14 protein-coding genes are annotated in these 18,161 nt (G+C 58.4%); 9 read left to right on the top strand and 5 right to left on the bottom strand.

Translation table 11 applies throughout. The annotated features are described in order from the left end of the window. The first annotated feature begins 2 nt into the window (after nt 1-2). From A9Q02_RS01860 to A9Q02_RS01820, 9 genes are all read left to right on the top strand, one after another. Nucleotides 3-1,607, top strand: a complete 1,605-nt coding sequence (locus tag A9Q02_RS01860) for an oligosaccharide flippase family protein (RefSeq protein WP_097650675.1) — start codon at nt 3-5, stop codon at nt 1,605-1,607. A 48-nt stretch (nt 1,608-1,655) separates the two neighbouring features. Next, on the top strand, nt 1,656-1,892 hold the full coding sequence (locus A9Q02_RS01855; RefSeq protein ID WP_097650674.1) for a hypothetical protein: 237 nt from the start codon (nt 1,656-1,658) through the stop codon (nt 1,890-1,892). A gap of 13 nt (nt 1,893-1,905) precedes the next feature. Beyond that, nucleotides 1,906-2,364, top strand: a complete 459-nt coding sequence (locus tag A9Q02_RS01850) for an SRPBCC family protein (protein WP_097650673.1) — start codon at nt 1,906-1,908, stop codon at nt 2,362-2,364. Then, nucleotides 2,351-2,587 (top strand): hypothetical protein, encoded by a 237-nt coding sequence (locus A9Q02_RS01845; RefSeq protein ID WP_097650672.1) that lies wholly within the window; start codon nt 2,351-2,353, stop codon nt 2,585-2,587. The genes A9Q02_RS01850 and A9Q02_RS01845 overlap by 14 nt, the downstream gene beginning before the upstream one ends. Before the next feature lie 89 nt (nt 2,588-2,676). Further along, nucleotides 2,677-3,477 carry a DUF6754 domain-containing protein gene (locus A9Q02_RS01840; RefSeq protein WP_097650671.1) on the top strand — a complete coding sequence of 267 codons (801 nt, stop codon included), beginning with the start codon at nt 2,677-2,679 and terminating at the stop codon, nt 3,475-3,477. 10 nt (nt 3,478-3,487) lie between these two features. Then, entirely contained in the window at nt 3,488-4,153 is a 666-nt protein-coding gene (locus A9Q02_RS01835; RefSeq protein WP_097650670.1) for a hypothetical protein, read from the top strand. A 115-nt stretch (nt 4,154-4,268) separates the two neighbouring features. Next, complete coding sequence (locus tag A9Q02_RS01830) at nt 4,269-7,982, top strand: hypothetical protein (RefSeq protein WP_097650669.1); 3,714 nt, start codon at nt 4,269-4,271, stop codon at nt 7,980-7,982. Then, nucleotides 7,979-8,641 carry a hypothetical protein gene (locus tag A9Q02_RS01825; RefSeq protein WP_097650668.1) on the top strand — a complete coding sequence of 221 codons (663 nt, stop codon included), beginning with the start codon at nt 7,979-7,981 and terminating at the stop codon, nt 8,639-8,641. Before A9Q02_RS01830 ends, A9Q02_RS01825 begins: the two co-directional genes overlap by 4 nt. Before the next feature lie 91 nt (nt 8,642-8,732). After that, a complete protein-coding gene (locus A9Q02_RS01820; RefSeq protein WP_097650667.1) occupies nt 8,733-10,643 on the top strand; it encodes a glutamate mutase L in 1,911 nt (636 codons plus the stop codon). Between the two features lie 70 nt (nt 10,644-10,713). Here A9Q02_RS01820 and A9Q02_RS01815 read toward each other — a convergent pair whose 3' ends face one another. The 5 genes from A9Q02_RS01815 to A9Q02_RS01795 form a co-directional block, all read right to left on the bottom strand. Then, nucleotides 10,714-12,060 carry a GH1 family beta-glucosidase gene (locus A9Q02_RS01815; protein WP_097650666.1) on the bottom strand — a complete coding sequence of 449 codons (1,347 nt, stop codon included), beginning with the start codon at nt 12,058-12,060 and terminating at the stop codon, nt 10,714-10,716. 176 nt (nt 12,061-12,236) lie between these two features. Then, nucleotides 12,237-14,141, bottom strand: a complete 1,905-nt coding sequence (locus A9Q02_RS01810; protein WP_245860190.1) for an alpha-amylase family glycosyl hydrolase — start codon at nt 14,139-14,141, stop codon at nt 12,237-12,239. 127 nt (nt 14,142-14,268) lie between these two features. Next, complete coding sequence (locus A9Q02_RS01805; protein WP_097650665.1) at nt 14,269-15,387, bottom strand: sugar ABC transporter permease; 1,119 nt, start codon at nt 15,385-15,387, stop codon at nt 14,269-14,271. Next, a complete protein-coding gene (locus tag A9Q02_RS01800; protein WP_097650664.1) occupies nt 15,380-16,447 on the bottom strand; it encodes a carbohydrate ABC transporter permease in 1,068 nt (355 codons plus the stop codon). The genes A9Q02_RS01805 and A9Q02_RS01800 overlap by 8 nt, the downstream gene beginning before the upstream one ends. A 174-nt stretch (nt 16,448-16,621) precedes the next feature. Next, nucleotides 16,622-17,851, bottom strand: coding sequence for an extracellular solute-binding protein (locus A9Q02_RS01795; protein ID WP_097650663.1), 1,230 nt, complete (start codon nt 17,849-17,851; stop codon nt 16,622-16,624). Between the last annotated feature and the right edge of the window lie 310 nt (nt 17,852-18,161).

The following is an 18,161-nucleotide window of genomic DNA, read 5'->3' as shown; positions in this document are numbered from 1 at the left end:
CTATGAGTTTGCTCTGGCTCACTATTGCCCTGCTTAGCATTCTGGCGCTGGCTGGACTAGCCGTCATGCTCTGGCGTCGCTGGTATCGTGACGATCCCGAGAATGCGGTTCGCCGGGTCTTCAAGAATAGTGCCGTTACCTTCGGCTTGCGCCTTGGGGTACGCGCACTTGATATGATCGTGCTCTTTCTCCTGGCGGGCAGTTTGAATGTGGCCCGTTTTGGCGACTACACCTTTGCCGCGCTGCTGGTGAGTCAATACCTTGCCATTCTGACCGAATTTGGCCTGGGTGTGCTCTTGACCCGCGAAGTTGCCCGCGATCCTGGGGCAGCCAGACGCCTCTTTGGCGTCACGCTCGCCCTGCGGCTCTTGTTGATCGGGTTCATCGCCTTGCCCATCGGGATCATGGTCGTAGGCAGCTTTGCCTTGCTGGGGCAACCGCTCTCGAGCGAAGGCACAGCCGTCATTTTCGTTTTAATGCTGACCCTTGTCCCGGGGGCCTATTCCGGGGCCGTGACCGCCCTCTACCATGCGAACGAACGCATGGAAGTTCCGGCCTTGATGGAATTAATCACAGCGGCGCTCAGCTTTCTGGGACGCATTGCCGTCATTGTGCTTGGTCTGGGCATTCTAGGGCTCGCGTGGAGTGCAGTAATCGTATCGAGCATCACGGCAGGTTGCTTTTTCGTCCTCCAGCGGCGTGACTTCTTCCGCCCCGAACTCACCTGGAATCGCCAAGCTATGTGGGCAACGCTCGGGCCAGCGCTGCCCTTGATGCTTAACAACCTGCTAGGGGCCGTTTTCTTTCGTTTTGACGTTTTCATCGTGCGTGCCTTCAGTGGCGGGCAAGCCGAAGCGCTAGTCGGGCAATACAACCTGACCTACACCATCATGGGCATTGCCATGATCCTGCCGCCCGCGATCACCTTCGCCGTCTTTCCGCTGCTATCGCGGCGTTCAGGTGATGATCGCACCGGGTTTGCCTCGGCGATGCGGCGCACGCTGCAACTGCTGTTGATCCTGGCCTTTCCCTTGGCAATGGGGATCACCCTGCTCGCCTATGATCTCGTACGCTTCTTTACCCGCTCACAATTTGGTGACTACCAATATGCAGTGATCGCCCTCGCGATTCTCGCCTGGTTTCTCCCGCTCTCCTTTGCAAATGGACTGTTGCAATACGCGCTGATTGCCCTCGACCGCCAGGCAGCGATTACCCGTGCCTTTATCATTGGGGCCATCTTCAATCTGGGGGCCAACATGGTCGCGATCCCTGTTGCCACCATCTGGTTCGGCCAGCCGGCCTGGGCCCTCTATGCCGCCGCCGGTATCACCATTCTTTCTGAAGTGGTTCTCTATCTTATCTTCAAACCCCTGCTCACCAGCGAAGGATGCCCGCCCGAAGTCCTACGGTTCAGCTGGCGACCGGGGCTGGCCTGCCTTATCATGGGGCTCGGCATGGCAGGCCTGCAACGACTGATTGGTGACTGGCCGGGCAGCCTCGTGGCCGCCCTGAGCGCCCCCGTCATCTATGGCATAGCCCTCTGGGCGGCAGGGGGTATTGGAGCCGATGAACGTGCCCTCGTGCTACGCATCCTCGGTAAAGTATGATACTATGAAGGACAAGCTACGATTGCTCTATAATAGGCATACAACAAGGTGGAAACCCTCTGGCTTGGGTATAATGGACTCGTGTTGCCCTTCCACGAGATCGTTGCAGTGCTGCACTATCAGCCTGCACTTGATGGGCGGATTCGACAGACATATGGACAAGTGCCGCAGGGCGTGATGGCCGTCGTCGTGACCCATCACGGGGGCTACCTGCCAGCACGCTGGCCCGCTGAACAACTGCGTCGGCGGTGGGCCACATGGCGTAGTTCAACGGTCAAGAGATAAGATTAGTCTGCTTATGATCAGTTATGAGATCGCAGCCTCGGCAATTACCACAGCCTCACCCGAACAGATCTTTGCGGTGCTTGATGATTTTGGTCACTGGCCTGCCTGGATGCCCTCGTTTGAGAATGTACGCGTCGACCTACCAGAAGGGTCCACGCCAGGGCCAGGCTATCGCTTTCGGTTGAGTGGACGGGTGGTGCATGCAGATATGCAGGTGGTTGAATTTACCCCGCTGATCCGGGTAACACGGTTTCAGATCAGCTTTCCGCCGTTGACTGGGTTCAACCGCTGTCGCATTGTGCCACTTGAAAATGGTCAGTCTCGGATTGAACGCGTCGACTCGATTGATTTGCACGGGTTGATTGCAAGTCTCCTCGATACGACGCAGCGCCGACGCTTCGAGCGGCTCGCCGATGAGTTTTTGGAGGCGCTCAAACATCGGGTTGAAGGAACGCCCCATGTCAAGCCCTGAGGAATCACTGGTGAGCCTGGCCGCACGGCTCGAGCGGGCCGGCTTGCGCACACCCACCCTGCTGATCCTTGAGATGTTTGGCCCGATTGATGTGCTGAGTAGTAACCTGGTACGGTTTGGAATGCCTTTTGTGCGCGGGACAAGGATCGAGCCGGTTGCAACCGCGCTCGGTGAACCTGATGGATGGGGCGAACTGCGCCAACTGCTTGCGCGCGATGATTGACAAAGGCTTTGCGCTGGGTTACACTCATAGCGACGAAACCCTTTTGCATTGTAAAGGATTGCCAGGGAACGTCTGGCTGGAGTAGACCCATGGTCCTTGCCCCTGAAGCAATCTTGTTGCTCGTCGCCCTGCTGGTGGTCGTGGCAATGACCTGGCTCCATCACGCACGGGCAGTGAATGGCCGACTCCCGCCGCTGCGCCCGTTGCCAGCCCTTGATCCGGTGCAAACTGCCCTCGGGCGTGGGGCCGAGACGGGACGGGCCGTGCATCTTTCCCCAGGGGCAAGTGTGCTCGGGGCAGCCGATGGTAGTCGCGCACGTACCACCGAGTTGCTCGCCGGTTTGCTGGTGGTTCAGCGTATTAGTAGTGAGGCCGCCCTCAAAGGTGCTCCCATCCTGGTGACGTCGGGTGATGTGATTGCCCATAGCGCCCTGCGTGGCAGCGTGCGCCAGGCTTATCAGATGGCCGGACAAGCCCGCGCCTATGACGCGTCGTCTGTGCAACTGCTCGCGCATAATGACAAGTTTGCCTATGCGACCGGTGTCGCAACTGTCTATGCCCGTGAGCCGCTTGAACTCAGTGTGCTCGTCGGTGGTTTTCAACAAGAGTTTTTGCTAGCCGGTGAAGAGGGGGCACAACGCCATGTGCCCCAGGTGGTTGGCACAACCAGTGCGTCGGCTCTGCCACTCATGCTGCTGACAACGCCTTCTACATTGATTGGAGAAGAGATTTTTGCGGCTGAAGCCTATCTGGATACCGAAGGTCCCGCCCAGGCACGTCTGCTGACCCAGGATGGTCTGCGTACCGTGACCATCCTGGTATTGATCGGTGGGTTGCTCTATAGCTTGCTCCAACCTGTGCTGAATTTGCCTCCGCTACCATCACCCTGAAGCAGATACTATGTCATTGCTGCGCGATGTGAAACGCCTGTTTGCTGTCATGCTTGCCGGAGTCTGTGGGGCGATTGTCCTCATAGATTTTGCCGGGGGTGAGGGTGCACTTGCAGCCCTGGCAACGCTGCTCGTTGGATGGGCAGCCGTGCTGACCGCAGTTGCCCTGCTGTTCGGGATCGTGAGTGTGGCCGGGCACCACGTGGGGCGAGTACGCCAGCAACAGAACGATTGGCGCTATAGCCTGGTGCTGCTCGTAGGGATGGTTGTGATGCTGGTCGCCGGCATCTTCTTTCCCCTACCAGGACGCGGGGGCCTGGTGCTTCCCGCAAATCTGGCTGAAGTGCCTATTCGGACGGTCTTTCGTGTGGTCTATGAGCCAGTTGCGAGTAGTCTCCTGGCTTTGCTTACCTTTTTTAGCCTGAGTGCCGCCCTGCGTTCTGTGCAACAGCGACGCGGCGAGGCTATCGTGATGATTGTGGTGGCCGCCCTCGTGCTGCTGGCCCAGCTGCCCTTGCTCGCAGTAGTGCCAACGATTGGCGGTACCCTTCAATGGCTGAATGATGTTGTGGCCGTGGCTGGTGCCCGAGGCCTGGTCATCGGTGCCGCTCTTGGTGCATTGGTAGCCGGGGTGCGCGTGCTGCTCGGCTTCGATACACCGTATCTCGATCGCTGACATGGAACATTTGCCCCCATGGCTTCGTAATGTGTCGCTTCCCGCGAACCCCGCCGCTGAGGTGGAGCTACCTCCACCCCCGCTTCCCCCTGCCACAGAGTCGACAGCAGACCAGATGCCAACATGGTTGCGTGAGCTCAAGGCAGAGGTGGCCGAGGATGAGACAACCCGTACCTCACTGCCAGAAGCTGATGCTTGGCTGTCTGACTTCGCTGATCCTCAGGCCGGGCAACCAACCCTGAGCGCTGATGAGCCTCCTTTTGATGAGCAAGCCCAGAAAGCTGGCGTGAAGCTGCCCTCAGGCGCAACTGACTGGCTCGTAAGCATGGGCCAGGATCTCGCTGAACCTGATGAGACGACCGCTGAACCGCCAACCGATGAAGATGCGCTCGCCAATGAGGGCATTCCTGATTGGTTGCGTGATCTGACCGAAGAGGAAGTCGCCCGGGCTATCGAGGCCGAAGTTAGTGACCCGTCACTTGAACCGACTCGCTTCGGAGCTGAAGAACCATCGCTTGATGTGTTTTCCCCCCCACCTCCATCCGAGCAACCTGTAGCCCGCGGTGCGCCGCGCAAGCCACTGCCTGACTGGTTACTCCCACCTGAACCTGAGTCACCTGAGCCGGGGCCTCGTCCAGAACGCAAGGCAGGTGATGAGGCAGCTAATCTTGCGGCAAGTGCTGAAATTCCAGCCTGGCTTCGCGATATTGCCGAGGAGAGTCCCTCTACGCCAACAACACCGGTTGATGAGGTGCCCGGGTGGCTGCAAGAGGCTGATGCAGGATACCTGCCCGATTCTTCGGCTGAACTCTTTGAACAGGCTGAGACTGATGATGTCCCTGACTGGCTCCGGGACGATGTTCCCTCTGAGCCTCCTGCACCACCTCAGGCCGAAGTCAGCGACCTCCCCGACTGGCTTACTTCCGAGCCAGCACAAGAGAGCGCAACTGACCTTGATGTGCCAACGTGGTTGCGTGGTGATGAGGCGGGCGAGGGAGCCGTTGAGTCTTCGACAGAAGTGGATGTGCCGACCTGGCTCCGTGGTGATGAGGCGAAAGCACCGGCAGCGGATGATCGTGCAACCGATCTTGCTGTCCCCGACTGGCTCAGGGACGATCAGCAGGCACCCGACGACGAGCCTGACGCTGATGCCGAGGTTATGCCCGCGTGGCTGCAAGATTTGGAGCGTTCGCCCCCGGCATCTTCCCTCGATCCTGCTGATGTGCCTACCTGGCTCCGTGAAGCCGAGGCCCGAGCTGAGTCCGATGAGGCCGACGGCGAGAATCAGCCAGATACTGATGCCCAGGCGACTGTCTCTGATGTGCCAACCTGGCTCCGCGAGGCGCATAAACCAGCAGATGAACCATCAGACACCGATTGGGAAGCTGGTTCGGTCGCAGAGGGTGAACAACTGGGTGAAGCTGCGGCATGGCTCGCCGATGCATCGGCTGATTCAGGCCCACCTGAGGCCAGCCAGCCTCCCGAAGATGTTGAAGCCTGGCTGCGTGATGAAGATATTCCCCCGGTCGAGACCCCTGCATGGCTGAGTAAGGCTGAAACACCATCGGCTGACGATCAGGTTCCTGAGTGGCTGCGTGAAGATCTGGCTGAAGCCACCCGCGCAGACGCAGCGCAGGCTGATGATGTGCTCGCATGGCTGCAAGATGAGCCAGCCACTCCCGCAGCAGCAACACCTGACTGGCTCAGTGAATCAGACGATGCTTCCGAGGAGATTCCAGCGTGGCTCAGGGAAGATGCACCAGCCGCCGAGGTGAAGTCGCCCACGGATGCGGATATTCCGACTTGGCTCCGTGAGGCGATCGCTCCAGTTGAAGCAAGCCTCAGGGAAGAAGCGCTGCAAGCGAGTGGCGAAGTGGCTGAGCCTGATGCTGAGATGCCTTCCTGGCTCCGTGAAGCCGCTTCAGCCGATGATGACTCTGATGAGAAAGCTCCGGCAGATTGGCAAGCAGAGGCCGAACCCGCGCCGCCCCCGCCGGGCGGCATGCCCGCCTGGTTGGAAGACGTGGACGCCGAACCCGCTGAGCCTTTCGCCCCCGCCGCGCAACACGAGGCCCAACCCGCTGCGCCCCCACCCGGTGGCATGCCCGCCTGGTTGGAAGACGTGGACGCCGAACCCGCTGAGCCTTTCGCCCCCGCCGCGCAACACGAGGCCCAACCCGCTGCGCCCCCACCCGGTGGCATGCCCGCCTGGTTGGAAGACGTGGACGCCGAACCCGCTGAGCCTTTTGCCCCCGCCGCGCAACACGAGGCCCAACCCGCTGCGCCCCCACCGGACGGCATGCCCGCCTGGCTGGAAGACGTGGACGAGGCACCCGCTGATAGTGCGGCCCCCGCGTGGCTGCAGACAAAAGACGAAGCACCTGGGAAACCACCCGTTGATGATGCACCAGCGTGGTTGCGCGACGAGACAGGCGCAACGACGTCGGCTGGCGGAGGTGCGCTGTCATCGAGTGAAGTGCCACCGTGGCTTCAGGATGAAGAGGACGAGGCTGGTCTCAGTTCAGATAAAGATGCGAAGCTGGCCCCATGGTTACGTGGGCTTGGCAATGACCCCGAAAGCCCGCAGATCGCAGAACCACTCGCAAACCTCGGCACAGCAGAGAGCGAAAGCAACGATGACGACACCTTCCTGGAGGGGGCCGAATTGCCTCGCTGGCTCCGCCCATCAGAGTCAGAGCGGCTGGTACGACCAAGTGACTCGGAACCGGCAACCCAACTCGACTGGCTAAAGCGACTCGGGATTGTTGATAGTGATAGTGACTCGGTCAACATTGTTGAACCGATCATAGAGCAAGGGACGCACAGGCCAACCACGGTGCGCAAGCGTAGCGAGCAGCAACTCACCGATATGGCGCTCCTTGCGAGCATTGTTGCGTCGCCCTACCCTGAGCCTGTGGCACCTGCGGAGCCATTGCCTCTGACGCGCTGGCAACGCATTGGCGTTGAGCGGATCTTGTATAGCATCCTGGTGGTTGCCTTACTTGTGGCCCTCATCTTCCCCGGTATAACAACACCGCTGCAGAGTGAGGTGCCAATCAGTCCAGAGGTGGCCGAACTTGGGATGCTGCTTGACGGCCTCGGTGACGAGGATGTGGTGCTGGTAGCCTATGAATGGGCAGCCCAACGAAGCGCCGAACTACGACCACTCGAAGGGGCCGTGATGCAGCGGTTGATGGCAAACCGCACGAAACTGATTCTGGTCAGCACTGACCTACAGGGAACGCTGCTCTCGTTTGATCTGATCGAGCCACTGCGCGAGGCTGGTTACAATAACGAAAATGGCATCCCACTTGGGGGCCGTGATTATGTATTGCTTGGCTATCGCCCTGGAGGTGATCTGGCCTTACGGCAACTGGCACAAGATTTCCGAGGGCAACTGCAGTCAGATTTTGACGGCAACGATGCTTCGCAGAGTCTGGTGGCGAATAACCCTGATGGAACTCCGCGTATTAGCACCCTGGATGATCTTGCGATGATCCTGGTGCTGGCCGATGAAGCACAAGATGTACAAGCCTGGATGGAGCAGGTACACCGCGCTGCCCCCGCGGTTCCGATAACCTTCTTGCTGCCCAACGAGGCACAACCGTTGGCGCAACCCTATCTCCGCCTACCCAAGGTCTATCATCTGGCAGGGCAACAGGGTGCGCTGGCCTTGCTGTCGACCGATGCTGATAGCGATAGCGCGACGATCGCAGCAACAACTGGGCAACTCTCTTTTGCGGTCGTTGTGTTCCTAGTCTTGCTGGCCGGTGGGGTCCTCATCTCGTTGGGAACACGCCCCGGGCGACCGAAGGGAGACGACTCATGAGTGGTGACGCCGTGGTGACGTTGATCAGCGGTTTGATTGCGGTTAGCCTGACGTTGCTCGTCTTTAGTCGCCTGCTTGGCGATAACCCGGCCTTTCGGATGGTGCAGTATCTGTTTGTAGGGCTTTCGCTGGGCTATGCGTTTGTGGTGGTCTACCATCAGATCCTGCGCCCCAACGCGCTCGTGATCCTCAGTGAGCTGAATAATCCATCAGGCCTGATGCTTCGCCTCGTACCCTGGTTCCTTGCCTTACTCTTACTGCCTCGCCTCTTTGGACGGCAGAAACTCTCGTGGCTGGCGAATATTCCGCTCGCGATCCTCTTCGGCGTGGGAACCGCGCTCGCGGTCGGTGGGGCCATCGTCGGGACGCTGGTACCACAGGTTCTCGACAGCATTCGACCAACCGGGAGCGATCCAGGGCAAGTGCTCGGGGCTATCTTGCTTGTCCTCGGGGTTGTGGTGACCCTGAGCTACTTTTACTTTACCCTTGCCCCCACGACACGATCGGGCCAATTGGTCAGAGGAAGCGCACAACTGGGGCGCTGGTTCTTGATCGTGGCGTTTGGTTTCTTTCTGGCAGGCGGGTTGCTCACCTACCTCACGGCCCTGAATGAACGGCTAGAATTTATTGTCACCTGGCTCCGTGCTCCCCTTGGCTAGAACGGTCAGAGGAAGCGGAGTAAACGAGTTGCGGTTTCCTGTGTGATCCCGAGCGCGAAGACATCTGCGCGGGGGCGACAAGCGAGAGAGTATGGCAGAGATAACGGACGCAATGCTTATTGCTGAGATCGGCAGCCTGATCACGCGTGTGACGCTGATTGATGAGGTCGAAGGCGATTATCGCATGATCGGCCATGCCGAGACCAACACAACAGCCGAGCCACCGTTTGGCAATGTCTTCTATGGCTTGCTCGAAGCAACTAGGCAGATCGGCCAGATGACCGGGCGTCAACTAGTACAAGACAGTCAGTTGCTGATGCCACAGACGAGTACCTACGACGGCGTGTCCCATCTGCTTGTGGTGACAAGTGCAGCTGGTGCAATGCGAATGGTGATTACCGCGATTGCTAGCGATGTTTCGGCGCACCACGCGTTGCATGCGAGCCACGCAACCTATACCAACGTGCTTCAGATACTTACCCTGGACGCGAGCAGTGGGCAAGCTGGCCTGGCCCCAACCCAACGTTCGTGGATCGATGATCAGATCGATCAATTGCTTCAAATCGATCCTGAGGTCATTGTGCTTGCCGGTGGTCTAGAGGGTGGGGCGGTCGAAGCGGTGACGCGCCTGGCTCATATTGTGCGCCTGATCGCAATGAAGAGTGGCGTTGATGTGAATGGGCAATATCAACCCAAAGTGACCACACGGCCGGTCATTTATGCTGGCAACAGCGCGGCCCGCGAGACCGTGAGCGCGATTTTGCACGAACGAGCCGAGGTCGTGCATGTCGCAAATCTTTGCCCCACCCTTGATCGGGCTGATCTTGCCCCGACCCAGCAGGAACTCGCCAGGCTCTACGAAGACAAGATCTTGCCTTCGCTCGCAGGGCTGACGAGTCTGCAGAGTCTTAGCGCTGTGCCTGTGCGTACGGTCTGTGCGGTGCAGGGCGTGATAACACGCTTTCTCGCCGAACGCACCGGGCGCAGCGTGCTGACGCTCGACACCGGGGCTGCCGCAACCGCGGCTTTTTATGCCTCACCGGGGCGCTTTATTCCGACGGTGCTCGGAACCATCGGAACCGTCTATGGCCTGCCTGAGTTGATGGCAACGCAGGGCGTCGCAACGCTTGCCCGCTGGCTCCCCTTTGCCATGGCGACAAGCGACGTCAGTGAACAACTGCTCAACCGAACCTTGCGGCCATATATCTTGCCCGCGAGTCGCGACGATGTCTACCTGGCCCATGCGGTTGCCTGCGAGGCCCTGCGTGCGGCACTTGCCAGGCTACGCGAGCAGACCAGTCTTGATGCCGTAGACTGGATCATTGCCGGGGGTGGGATTCTTGCCCATACCCCCCAGCCAGGGCTCGCTCTGTTGACCATTCTGGATGCGCTGGAACCAATGGGCACCTCGGATCAGCCGATTATCGATGTTCATCTCGATACACTGGGCTTGCTGGTGACCGCAGGGGCGATCGCCGAATTGAACCCTGAGGCAGCGTTGACGTTGGTTGATCATGATCTGCTGTCCAATGTCCCCCTGGCACGCGTAGTCACCCTCCTTGGTGAAGGGCCAAGCGACACCGTAGCTGCCGAGGTGGAACTGAAGATTGTTGGGGGCGCAACGGAACGCATCGAGGTCAAACACGGCACGCTTGCCCGCCTCCCCTTGCCGCAGGGGCGCTACGGCGAATTGACGATCCGCCCTGCGGCGGGTGTACGGATCGGGCGCCTTGAACCTGGTGAAACCATTGCCTCCGACGGGGGCGAAATTGCAGGCAGTGCGCTAGGAGTCGTCATTGACGCGCGCGGGCGTCCATTGCGGCTCGCGGAAGATCCGGTGGCACGACGCGAACAAATCAGCGCGTGGCTGATAGCACTGAATGTTGAGCCCGGCCCGCCAACCGCAACCAGCGGCCTCCCAAGCAAGCCAGAAGCAATCACGACGGCAGCGGAAACGACGACGACCATAGAAGCGCCACCCGTCAGCGCTGAAGAAGCATAAGCGCGCCTGGCATCTATACAATGCATTGAGCCCCCAACCTGCTACACAGGTTGGGGGCTCAATGCATCATCTATTCAAGTCCATTGCACGCAATCACATCGCGATACCAACCAAAGCTATCCTTGCGGATCCGCTCCTGCGTCTCGTAGTCAACATGGACAACCCCAAAACGCTGATGATAGCCATGACCCCACTCAAAATTATCGAGGAGGGACCACTGGAAATAGCCCTCAACGGGGGCACCAGCTTGAATAGCGCGATGGCACGCTTCAAGGTGGAGGCGTAGATACTCGATCCGGCGCTCATCGTGGATAGCACCATCAGGCGTAACGGGATCGAGATAACTCACCCCATTTTCACTAATCAGCAGGTGTGGCACAGCATAGTGGGTATGCAAGCGCATCAGCAACTGATACAAACCCTCGGGATAGATCTCCCAGCCCATCTCGGTACGTGGCACATCAAGACGCACGATATCAGGCTGGAGCGGGTTGGGGCCGGCGGCAACCACTTCACGGGTGTAATAATTGACCGCAAGAAAATCGGTAGGGGTTGCGATCAGATCAAGATCGCCGGGCTGGACAAAAGGCATGCCATCAGGCAAAAGACCGGCAGCAGTATAGAGGGCCACCATATCTGAGGGATAGCCAAAACCGTAGAGGGGATCAATAAACCAGCGATTGAAGTAGCCATCAAAAGCCCGTGCCGCAGCCCGGTCAGCGGGGCTAGCTGAGGCTGGCACCGAGGCAGTGAAATTGGGCGCAATGCCAACCTGCGCATCTGAGGAGGCGGCCCGGATCGCCTGAACAGCGAGGCCGTGGGCGAGCAAGGTATGGTGACTAGCAACGAGTGCAGCCGGCCAATCCTTGCGCCCGGGGGCGTGTTCGCCAATCTGGTGGCTGAGCATGCTCACGCACCAGGGCTCGTTAATCGTAATCCAGTGTTTGATCTGATCACCAAGCGCGGCAGCGACCACCCCGGCATACTCGGCAAACGCCTCGGCGGTTGCGCGGGCGGGCCAGCCTCCAGCATCATCAAGCGTAACCGGCAGATCCCAATGATAAAGCGTCGCGTAGGGCGTAATCCCGTGGCGCAACAACGTATCGACCAGACGGCGATAGAAATCGAGGCCAGGCTGATTGATCCTACCACGGCCCTCGGGCAGAATGCGCGGCCAAGCCAGACTAAAACGATAGGCGTTCAGGCCAAGTTCGGCCATCAAGGCCACGTCAGTTTCATAACGATGATAGTGCTCACAAGCCACATCGCCGGTATGTCCATCACGGGTTTTGCCCGGCGTATGGCTGAACCGATCCCAGATACTCTCACCACGGCCATCGGCCTTGACCGCCCCCTCGATCTGGTAGGCAGACGTAGCGGTACCCCAGATAAACCCTTGTGGAAAATGAAGTGTCATGGTTTTGCCTCATTGCCCTCGGGCGAACGCCCCAGGGCGCATTAACGTTAGGGCTATCGCCCTAAAAACCCATGCGTATGCTAGCGCAAACAGCCAACTTCGCTGGCCGTCTGCGCCAGCATACGCGAGCTTCTTGCCCCCACCCATCGCTCTTGCAACCGCGGCGTTAAGCGAGCTTAGCACCGACGCTGCAAGATGACCCCTCCGTAGGGAGGTAACACCAGGAGCTCACCCTGCCAATCGGCCGTCTCGGTGACCAGGCGCAGCTCCCACGACCCTGGTGGCAAGGCAAGCACAGCGCGCTCAGCACTATTATTCAACCCCACCAGCCACTGCTCATCATCAAGCGCCTGGCAGCAATAGACGTAGTGCCCAGAGCGATCATCGACCACCACACTATGCCGCCGGCCACGCCAAACTGCGACAGTTGCCCGTCGCAACGCCCCAAGGCGTTGATAGAAGTGTAACAGATCCTGGTTCTGCGTGTCACCCCAGAGCATCGGCAAACGTGACTCTTCGGGATGGCCGGTGCCATCATAGTAACGCACATCGCGATGCTGACTCAGGCCAACCTCGGTGCCATAGTAGAGCACCGGAGGAGGGGGCAGAGTATACTGACACAGCGCGGCCAGTTTCAGGCGGCGCACATCACCACGTACCGACCAGAGAAACCGGTTCATATCGTGGTTATCGAGAAAACTGGGCAAGACAAAATCAGCAGGGAAGGCACGGAAATGGCGGTGCAAAAAAGCGGCAAACTGACTCACCGACAACTCACCAAAGATAAAAAAGCGCCGCAAGGCCTGCAGCAACAGAAAATCGAGACATCCATCAAAACGGCCCTGATAGGTCTGCAGCATATCAGCAGGTTCGATTGCCTCACCAATGCCCACCACATCAGCACGTACCGCCCTGGTTGCAAGCCGAAACGCCGCCCAGAAAGCGTGCGAAGGGCCGGGTGCATAATCAAGGCGAAAGCCATCGACCCCCTGTTCAAGCCAGAAACATGCTGCTTCGAGCATGCTCTGGCGGGCAGCAGGATGGTCGCAATCAACTTGAGGCAATTCATTGACCCCAAAGAATGAGGCATACCGATCAGGGTAGTGTGTAAAACGAAACCAGGCGCGGTACGGACTGGCTGGATCACGGAGAACGTCTTGAAACACCGGATGCTGCCTAGAGATATGATTGACCGTATAATCGAGTAAGACCCGCATGCCGCGTTGATGGGCGGCCTCAACGAGCGACCGAAACGTCGTCAGATCACCGAGGCGAGGCTCGATGTCATCATAGCGCGTGGCATCATAGCCGTGGTGCGAAGGCGAAGGAAAAATGGGTGACAGCCAGAGCACATTCACCCCGAGCCCCGCAACATAGTCGAGTTGCTCGATAATGCCGGCAAGGGTACCCCCATAGAAACCCATCAGCGAATCGGCATGGGCAAAAGAACGCCCAGCCCCAGGGTGAAAGCGATCAACAAAGATATGATAAATCAGGGCATCACGCAACCAGAGCGGCGTGTGATGATGATCGACGGCATACGCAAAGGTACGCGGACGGCGCAGAAAGGTCAGGGCAAAATCATAGCCAAGCGAGCGCACATAGGGGTAACCGGGCTGACCATCGTCGGCATCATCGCCACTGGGCGGGGCCGTCCCAACAATCTCACTGGCCCAGTAACTGGTGCCATGGCGCTGTGACCAGGCCTCAATCCGATAGCGGACGAGCGTTCCGGCAGCCTGGGGGGGCAGGAGGGCCGACCATTCTTCGACATACCCCCAAAAGAGACTATCCCAGACACTGCCAAGTGGCACGGCCTCCACCACCGACGAACCAGGAGTAGGCACCCCTCGGCAGCCCTGGGGTTCCACATCACCGGTCGTATAGTAACAACTAACCCGGTCGGCAAACACCGCCGGGCCAACCGAGACGCGGATCGCGACCGGGCATTCAGGTTCAGGGTCAGGCGGATCAAGACGATGGCGATGGCTCACACCTGAGCGTTCGGCACGCACATAATTCAACCAGCGCGCATCGGAGGTCATCATCCCAAAGATTACGTCAGCCGAGACATCGTCCACTCAAGCCCCATTGCTTTTCAAAACGACAAACCAAGACCCCACCACAGGCACCCAACCGCCCCCGCCCAGATACCCCCACCGTTACACACGCACCGCGGGCGTACCGCCCGCAGTGCGTGTACAAAAATCACCCCTTTACCCCACCAAGGGTCAGACCACCAACAATATAGCGCTGCAACAGCAAATAGACAATCGCCACGGGCAACGAGACCAGGATCGAGAAAGCGGCGAAACGCGACCAGGGCACTGAGCCAGCGTACTGACCAGTCATATTATAGAGCGCCATCGCGAGCGTGAAATCCTGGGGATTGGTCAAAAACTGCCACGACAGGAAAAACTCGGTCCAGCCTGCAGTGAAACTGAGGAAGCCCGTCACAGCAAGTGCGGGGGTTGACAAGGGCAACACGATCTGCAAGAAGATCTGATTTGAACTCGCCCCATCAATAATCGCGGCTTCTTCTAACTCCTTGGGGATAGTATCGAGGTAGCCTTTGAGATTCCAGATCGCAAAGGGCAAGGCCCCCGAGATCATCGCAATACCCACACCAAGCAGCGAATTGCGCAGGATAAAGACATCATTGGCCGGGGGGCTCACTGCGGTCACGAGCAAAATAAGCCCCATGAGCAGCGCGACACCACCAAGCACATAGGTACTACCAACCGCTGTGCCGGAACGCCAGGCAGGTACAATGATCAACAAACCAAACCCGGCGGCCAGCAGGCCGGCAATGCCCAGGCTAAGCGAAAGCAGGGTTGTGGTAATCCTGATCCCATTGAGCAACGCAAAGAGGGGCGCAATGGTAGCGACAGTAGGCAAGACCGTAATGCCAAGCACGGCAATCATGGCATACTGGCGACCAGGGAACTTGAAGCGCGAGAAGGCATAGGCAGCGCTGACACCAATGAGTAGCGCAAAGAGCGCCACGCCACCAGCGAGGCGAAAACTATTCATCGCCAGTTCAGCGAAGCTAACGGGATTACCAGTTGGGCGATCAAGTACCTGACGGTACGCATCAAGCGAAGCCCCAGGCGGGATCAAATTCAACTCGGTCGGACGGGCGATATTGCGCGGATCGAGCGACATACTCACAATCCAGAGCACCGGAAAGAGCACCGTCGCCCCAATGAAGAGGCAGAGCGCCTGGTAGAGCACCTGCTGCCACCACTTCAATTGACGCCCACTCTTCGAACTACCTTGCCGCACAGCACTGCCGGTGCGGGCAGGGGTTGTTGCAACACTAGCCATCGTAGGTCTCCGTGGCCCGCGTAATGCGGTTCGTAATTAAGAAGATCGGGATCAAGACTGCGGCAATCAACACCGAGAAGGCCGCCGCAACACCGTAGAGCTGATTGACATTGACGAGGCGGAACGCCTGCGTCACCATAATCTCGGTACGCCCGAGCGGGCCACCGCCACTCATAAAATAGATGATATGGAAGAGATTGAAGGTCATCACAATGCCAACCATCGCCGCAGGCACCATCGCGGGTCGCAACAGCGGCAGCGTAATGCTCCAGAACTGCTGGCGACCAGTTGCGCCATCAATCGAAGCGGCCTCATACATCTCTTTGGGGATCGACTGGAGGGCACCCGTAGCGACAATCGACATGAAGGGCCAGCCGAGCCAGATATTGGCGATCAGCATCGCATAGTAACTGAGCGGCAGCGGAATACCGGGAATAGGAGGATCGATCTGATTAAACCATCGAATTTGGATTGGACTGCCGGCAATCATGCTGATCAACTGGTTGATGGCACCATACTGATCATCAAACATATTGCGCCAGACCGTCGCAATGACGATATTGGGCAAGACCATGGGGAGAATAAAAATAGCACGGTAGATTTTACGCCCCCATAAGCCCTCGACATTCAATAACACGGCAATCAAAATGCCGAGCGACACATGAAAGCCAACATTCGAGAATGTCCACCAGAGGTTAAACCCAAGGATACGCCAGAAATCAAAGTTACCGCCAAGCTTGGCCACGAATGAGGGTTCGTTGGTCAGAATATCGGTATAATTCTGCAACCCGACACCCTGAGGGGGGCGATAATTGGCCGGAGGCAACCCACCGGGACCAAAACGATTCAGGGTCTGCTTCCCTTCTTCGCGGATCACACCATAATCGGTAAAAGACATCCAGACTTGAAAGACGAGGGGATAGAACGTCACCGTGAGCATTACGAGAGCAGCGGGGAGCAGATAAATCAGCGGCCCCCGCAACTGACGCCAGGTCTCACTCAACGGAGAACGTGGTGCCCCGGTACCAGCTCTGGCTACCTCCGGGTTCGTCGCAGCCATGCAGCTTCCTCCATTTCGATAACACAACAGGAAGGTGACAGTCGTTGAGGGAAAACAAGAGAGGGCAGCAGCCCTCTCACCAGCATCGATCAATTTCAAACCAACATCTTTGCCCAGGACATAAGATCACGCTTGCGACCAGGCAGAGCCTGACCGCAAGCGTGAGCAACAAGCCTACTTGTTATTGGCCGCATTCATCGTAGCACATGCTTCGGTAATCGAGGCATCAGGAGCAGCGCCGCCATCAAGCACCTTGGTGATCGCATCACCAAAGGGCGTCCAGAAGTTGGAGAGTTCAGGAACCTGCGGGCGGGGCACACCGGTCTGGGCAGCATCGGCGAAGCCCTGAACAAGCGGGCTCTCGATGGCGATGTCGGTACGGGCGGGCACGTGACCGGCCTGATTGACATAGACATCCATCGACTCGGCGCTGGTCAGGAACATCGCGAGGGCAACAGCACCGGAAATATTGGCGCTGTTGATATTGACATAAAAGCCATCAACGCCAGTCATCGGGCCAGCCGGATTCGTGGAACCAGGCATCGCCGCAACCGCCAGGTCATCACCAAGAGCGGTACGATAGTCACCGAGAGCCCACGGGCCATTGATGGTCATATCGGCACGGCCCTCTTTGAAGAGCGAGTCGGCCTGGCCGCCGTCGGTCGAGAAGGTCACATTCGGCTCAGCCTTGAGTTCCTGCAGGAAGGCCAGCCAGGTATCGCCACCGGTGGTATCGGCGACACAACGGCCATCGGCATCCATCAACTCAGCGCCAAAGGCCTGCATCCAGCCAAAGTTGTGGTACGCACTCTGGTTGAGCACCAGCGTATTGCCATTGCGCACCAGTGCGAGCAACTCGTCGGTTGTCGTCGGAGGCGTCGCAACCTTAGAAGTATTGTAGTAGAGCGCCACGGCCTTGAAGGACTCAGGAATCGCGTAGAGCTGGCCATTGAGGCTCATACCCTCAATCGCAGTCGGCGAAACATTCTCGGCCTCGAGCATCGGCACATACTCGGTCAGATCGGCAAGCAAGCCGGCCCGGATCTGGTCGCCGAGTGAGTCATTGGGGGCAATGAACATATCGGGGCCAGCACCAGATGTCACTTCATTCTGGAATTTGTTGAAAATCTGATCGAAGGGGATCTGCAACATGTTAATTGTTGCATCGGGATACGCTGCCCGTGCATTAGCAACCAAGGTATTGACGGCTTCCTCTTCGGCACTGCCCGTACCATAGGCATGCCAGAGGGTGACTGTGCCGGTAACGCCAGAGGGATCTTCAGGCGTTGTCGGGGCCGATGGTTCGGTCGGGGCTGGTGGAGGGGTAGCAGTCTGGCCGCCACAGGCAACCAGAAGAAGCGCCAACAGAGTTGTTAGCGCAACAAACGAGACGAACCGCTTCATGTTTTTTGCTCCTTAGCAAGGTAACTGGCCAGCGTCGGCCAACGAAAGTTTAGTTGCATTTGCAACTATTTAATATGCAACTTTTCGCATTGTGAGTATACTACGTTGCAAGCTGGTCGTCAAGACTGATTTTGTTGCATATCATGGATGGTATTATATCGCATCCATGATGCGGAATCAATGGGTTTGGGGCTACGCCCCAAACCCAACATACCCGGCAACGATGCTTGGGGGCGGGGGCGCGCCGACCTGCGGACCTCAAGAATCATGCATGTGCTGGCGCAAACGGCCAGCTTCGCTGGCCGTTTGC

This window comes from Candidatus Chloroploca asiatica (genome assembly GCF_002532075.1).
Classification (GTDB): domain Bacteria; phylum Chloroflexota; class Chloroflexia; order Chloroflexales; family Chloroflexaceae; genus Chloroploca; species Chloroploca asiatica.
The sequence above is the reverse complement of the archived record's forward strand: the minus strand, read 5'-3'. Positions and strand labels throughout refer to the sequence as shown.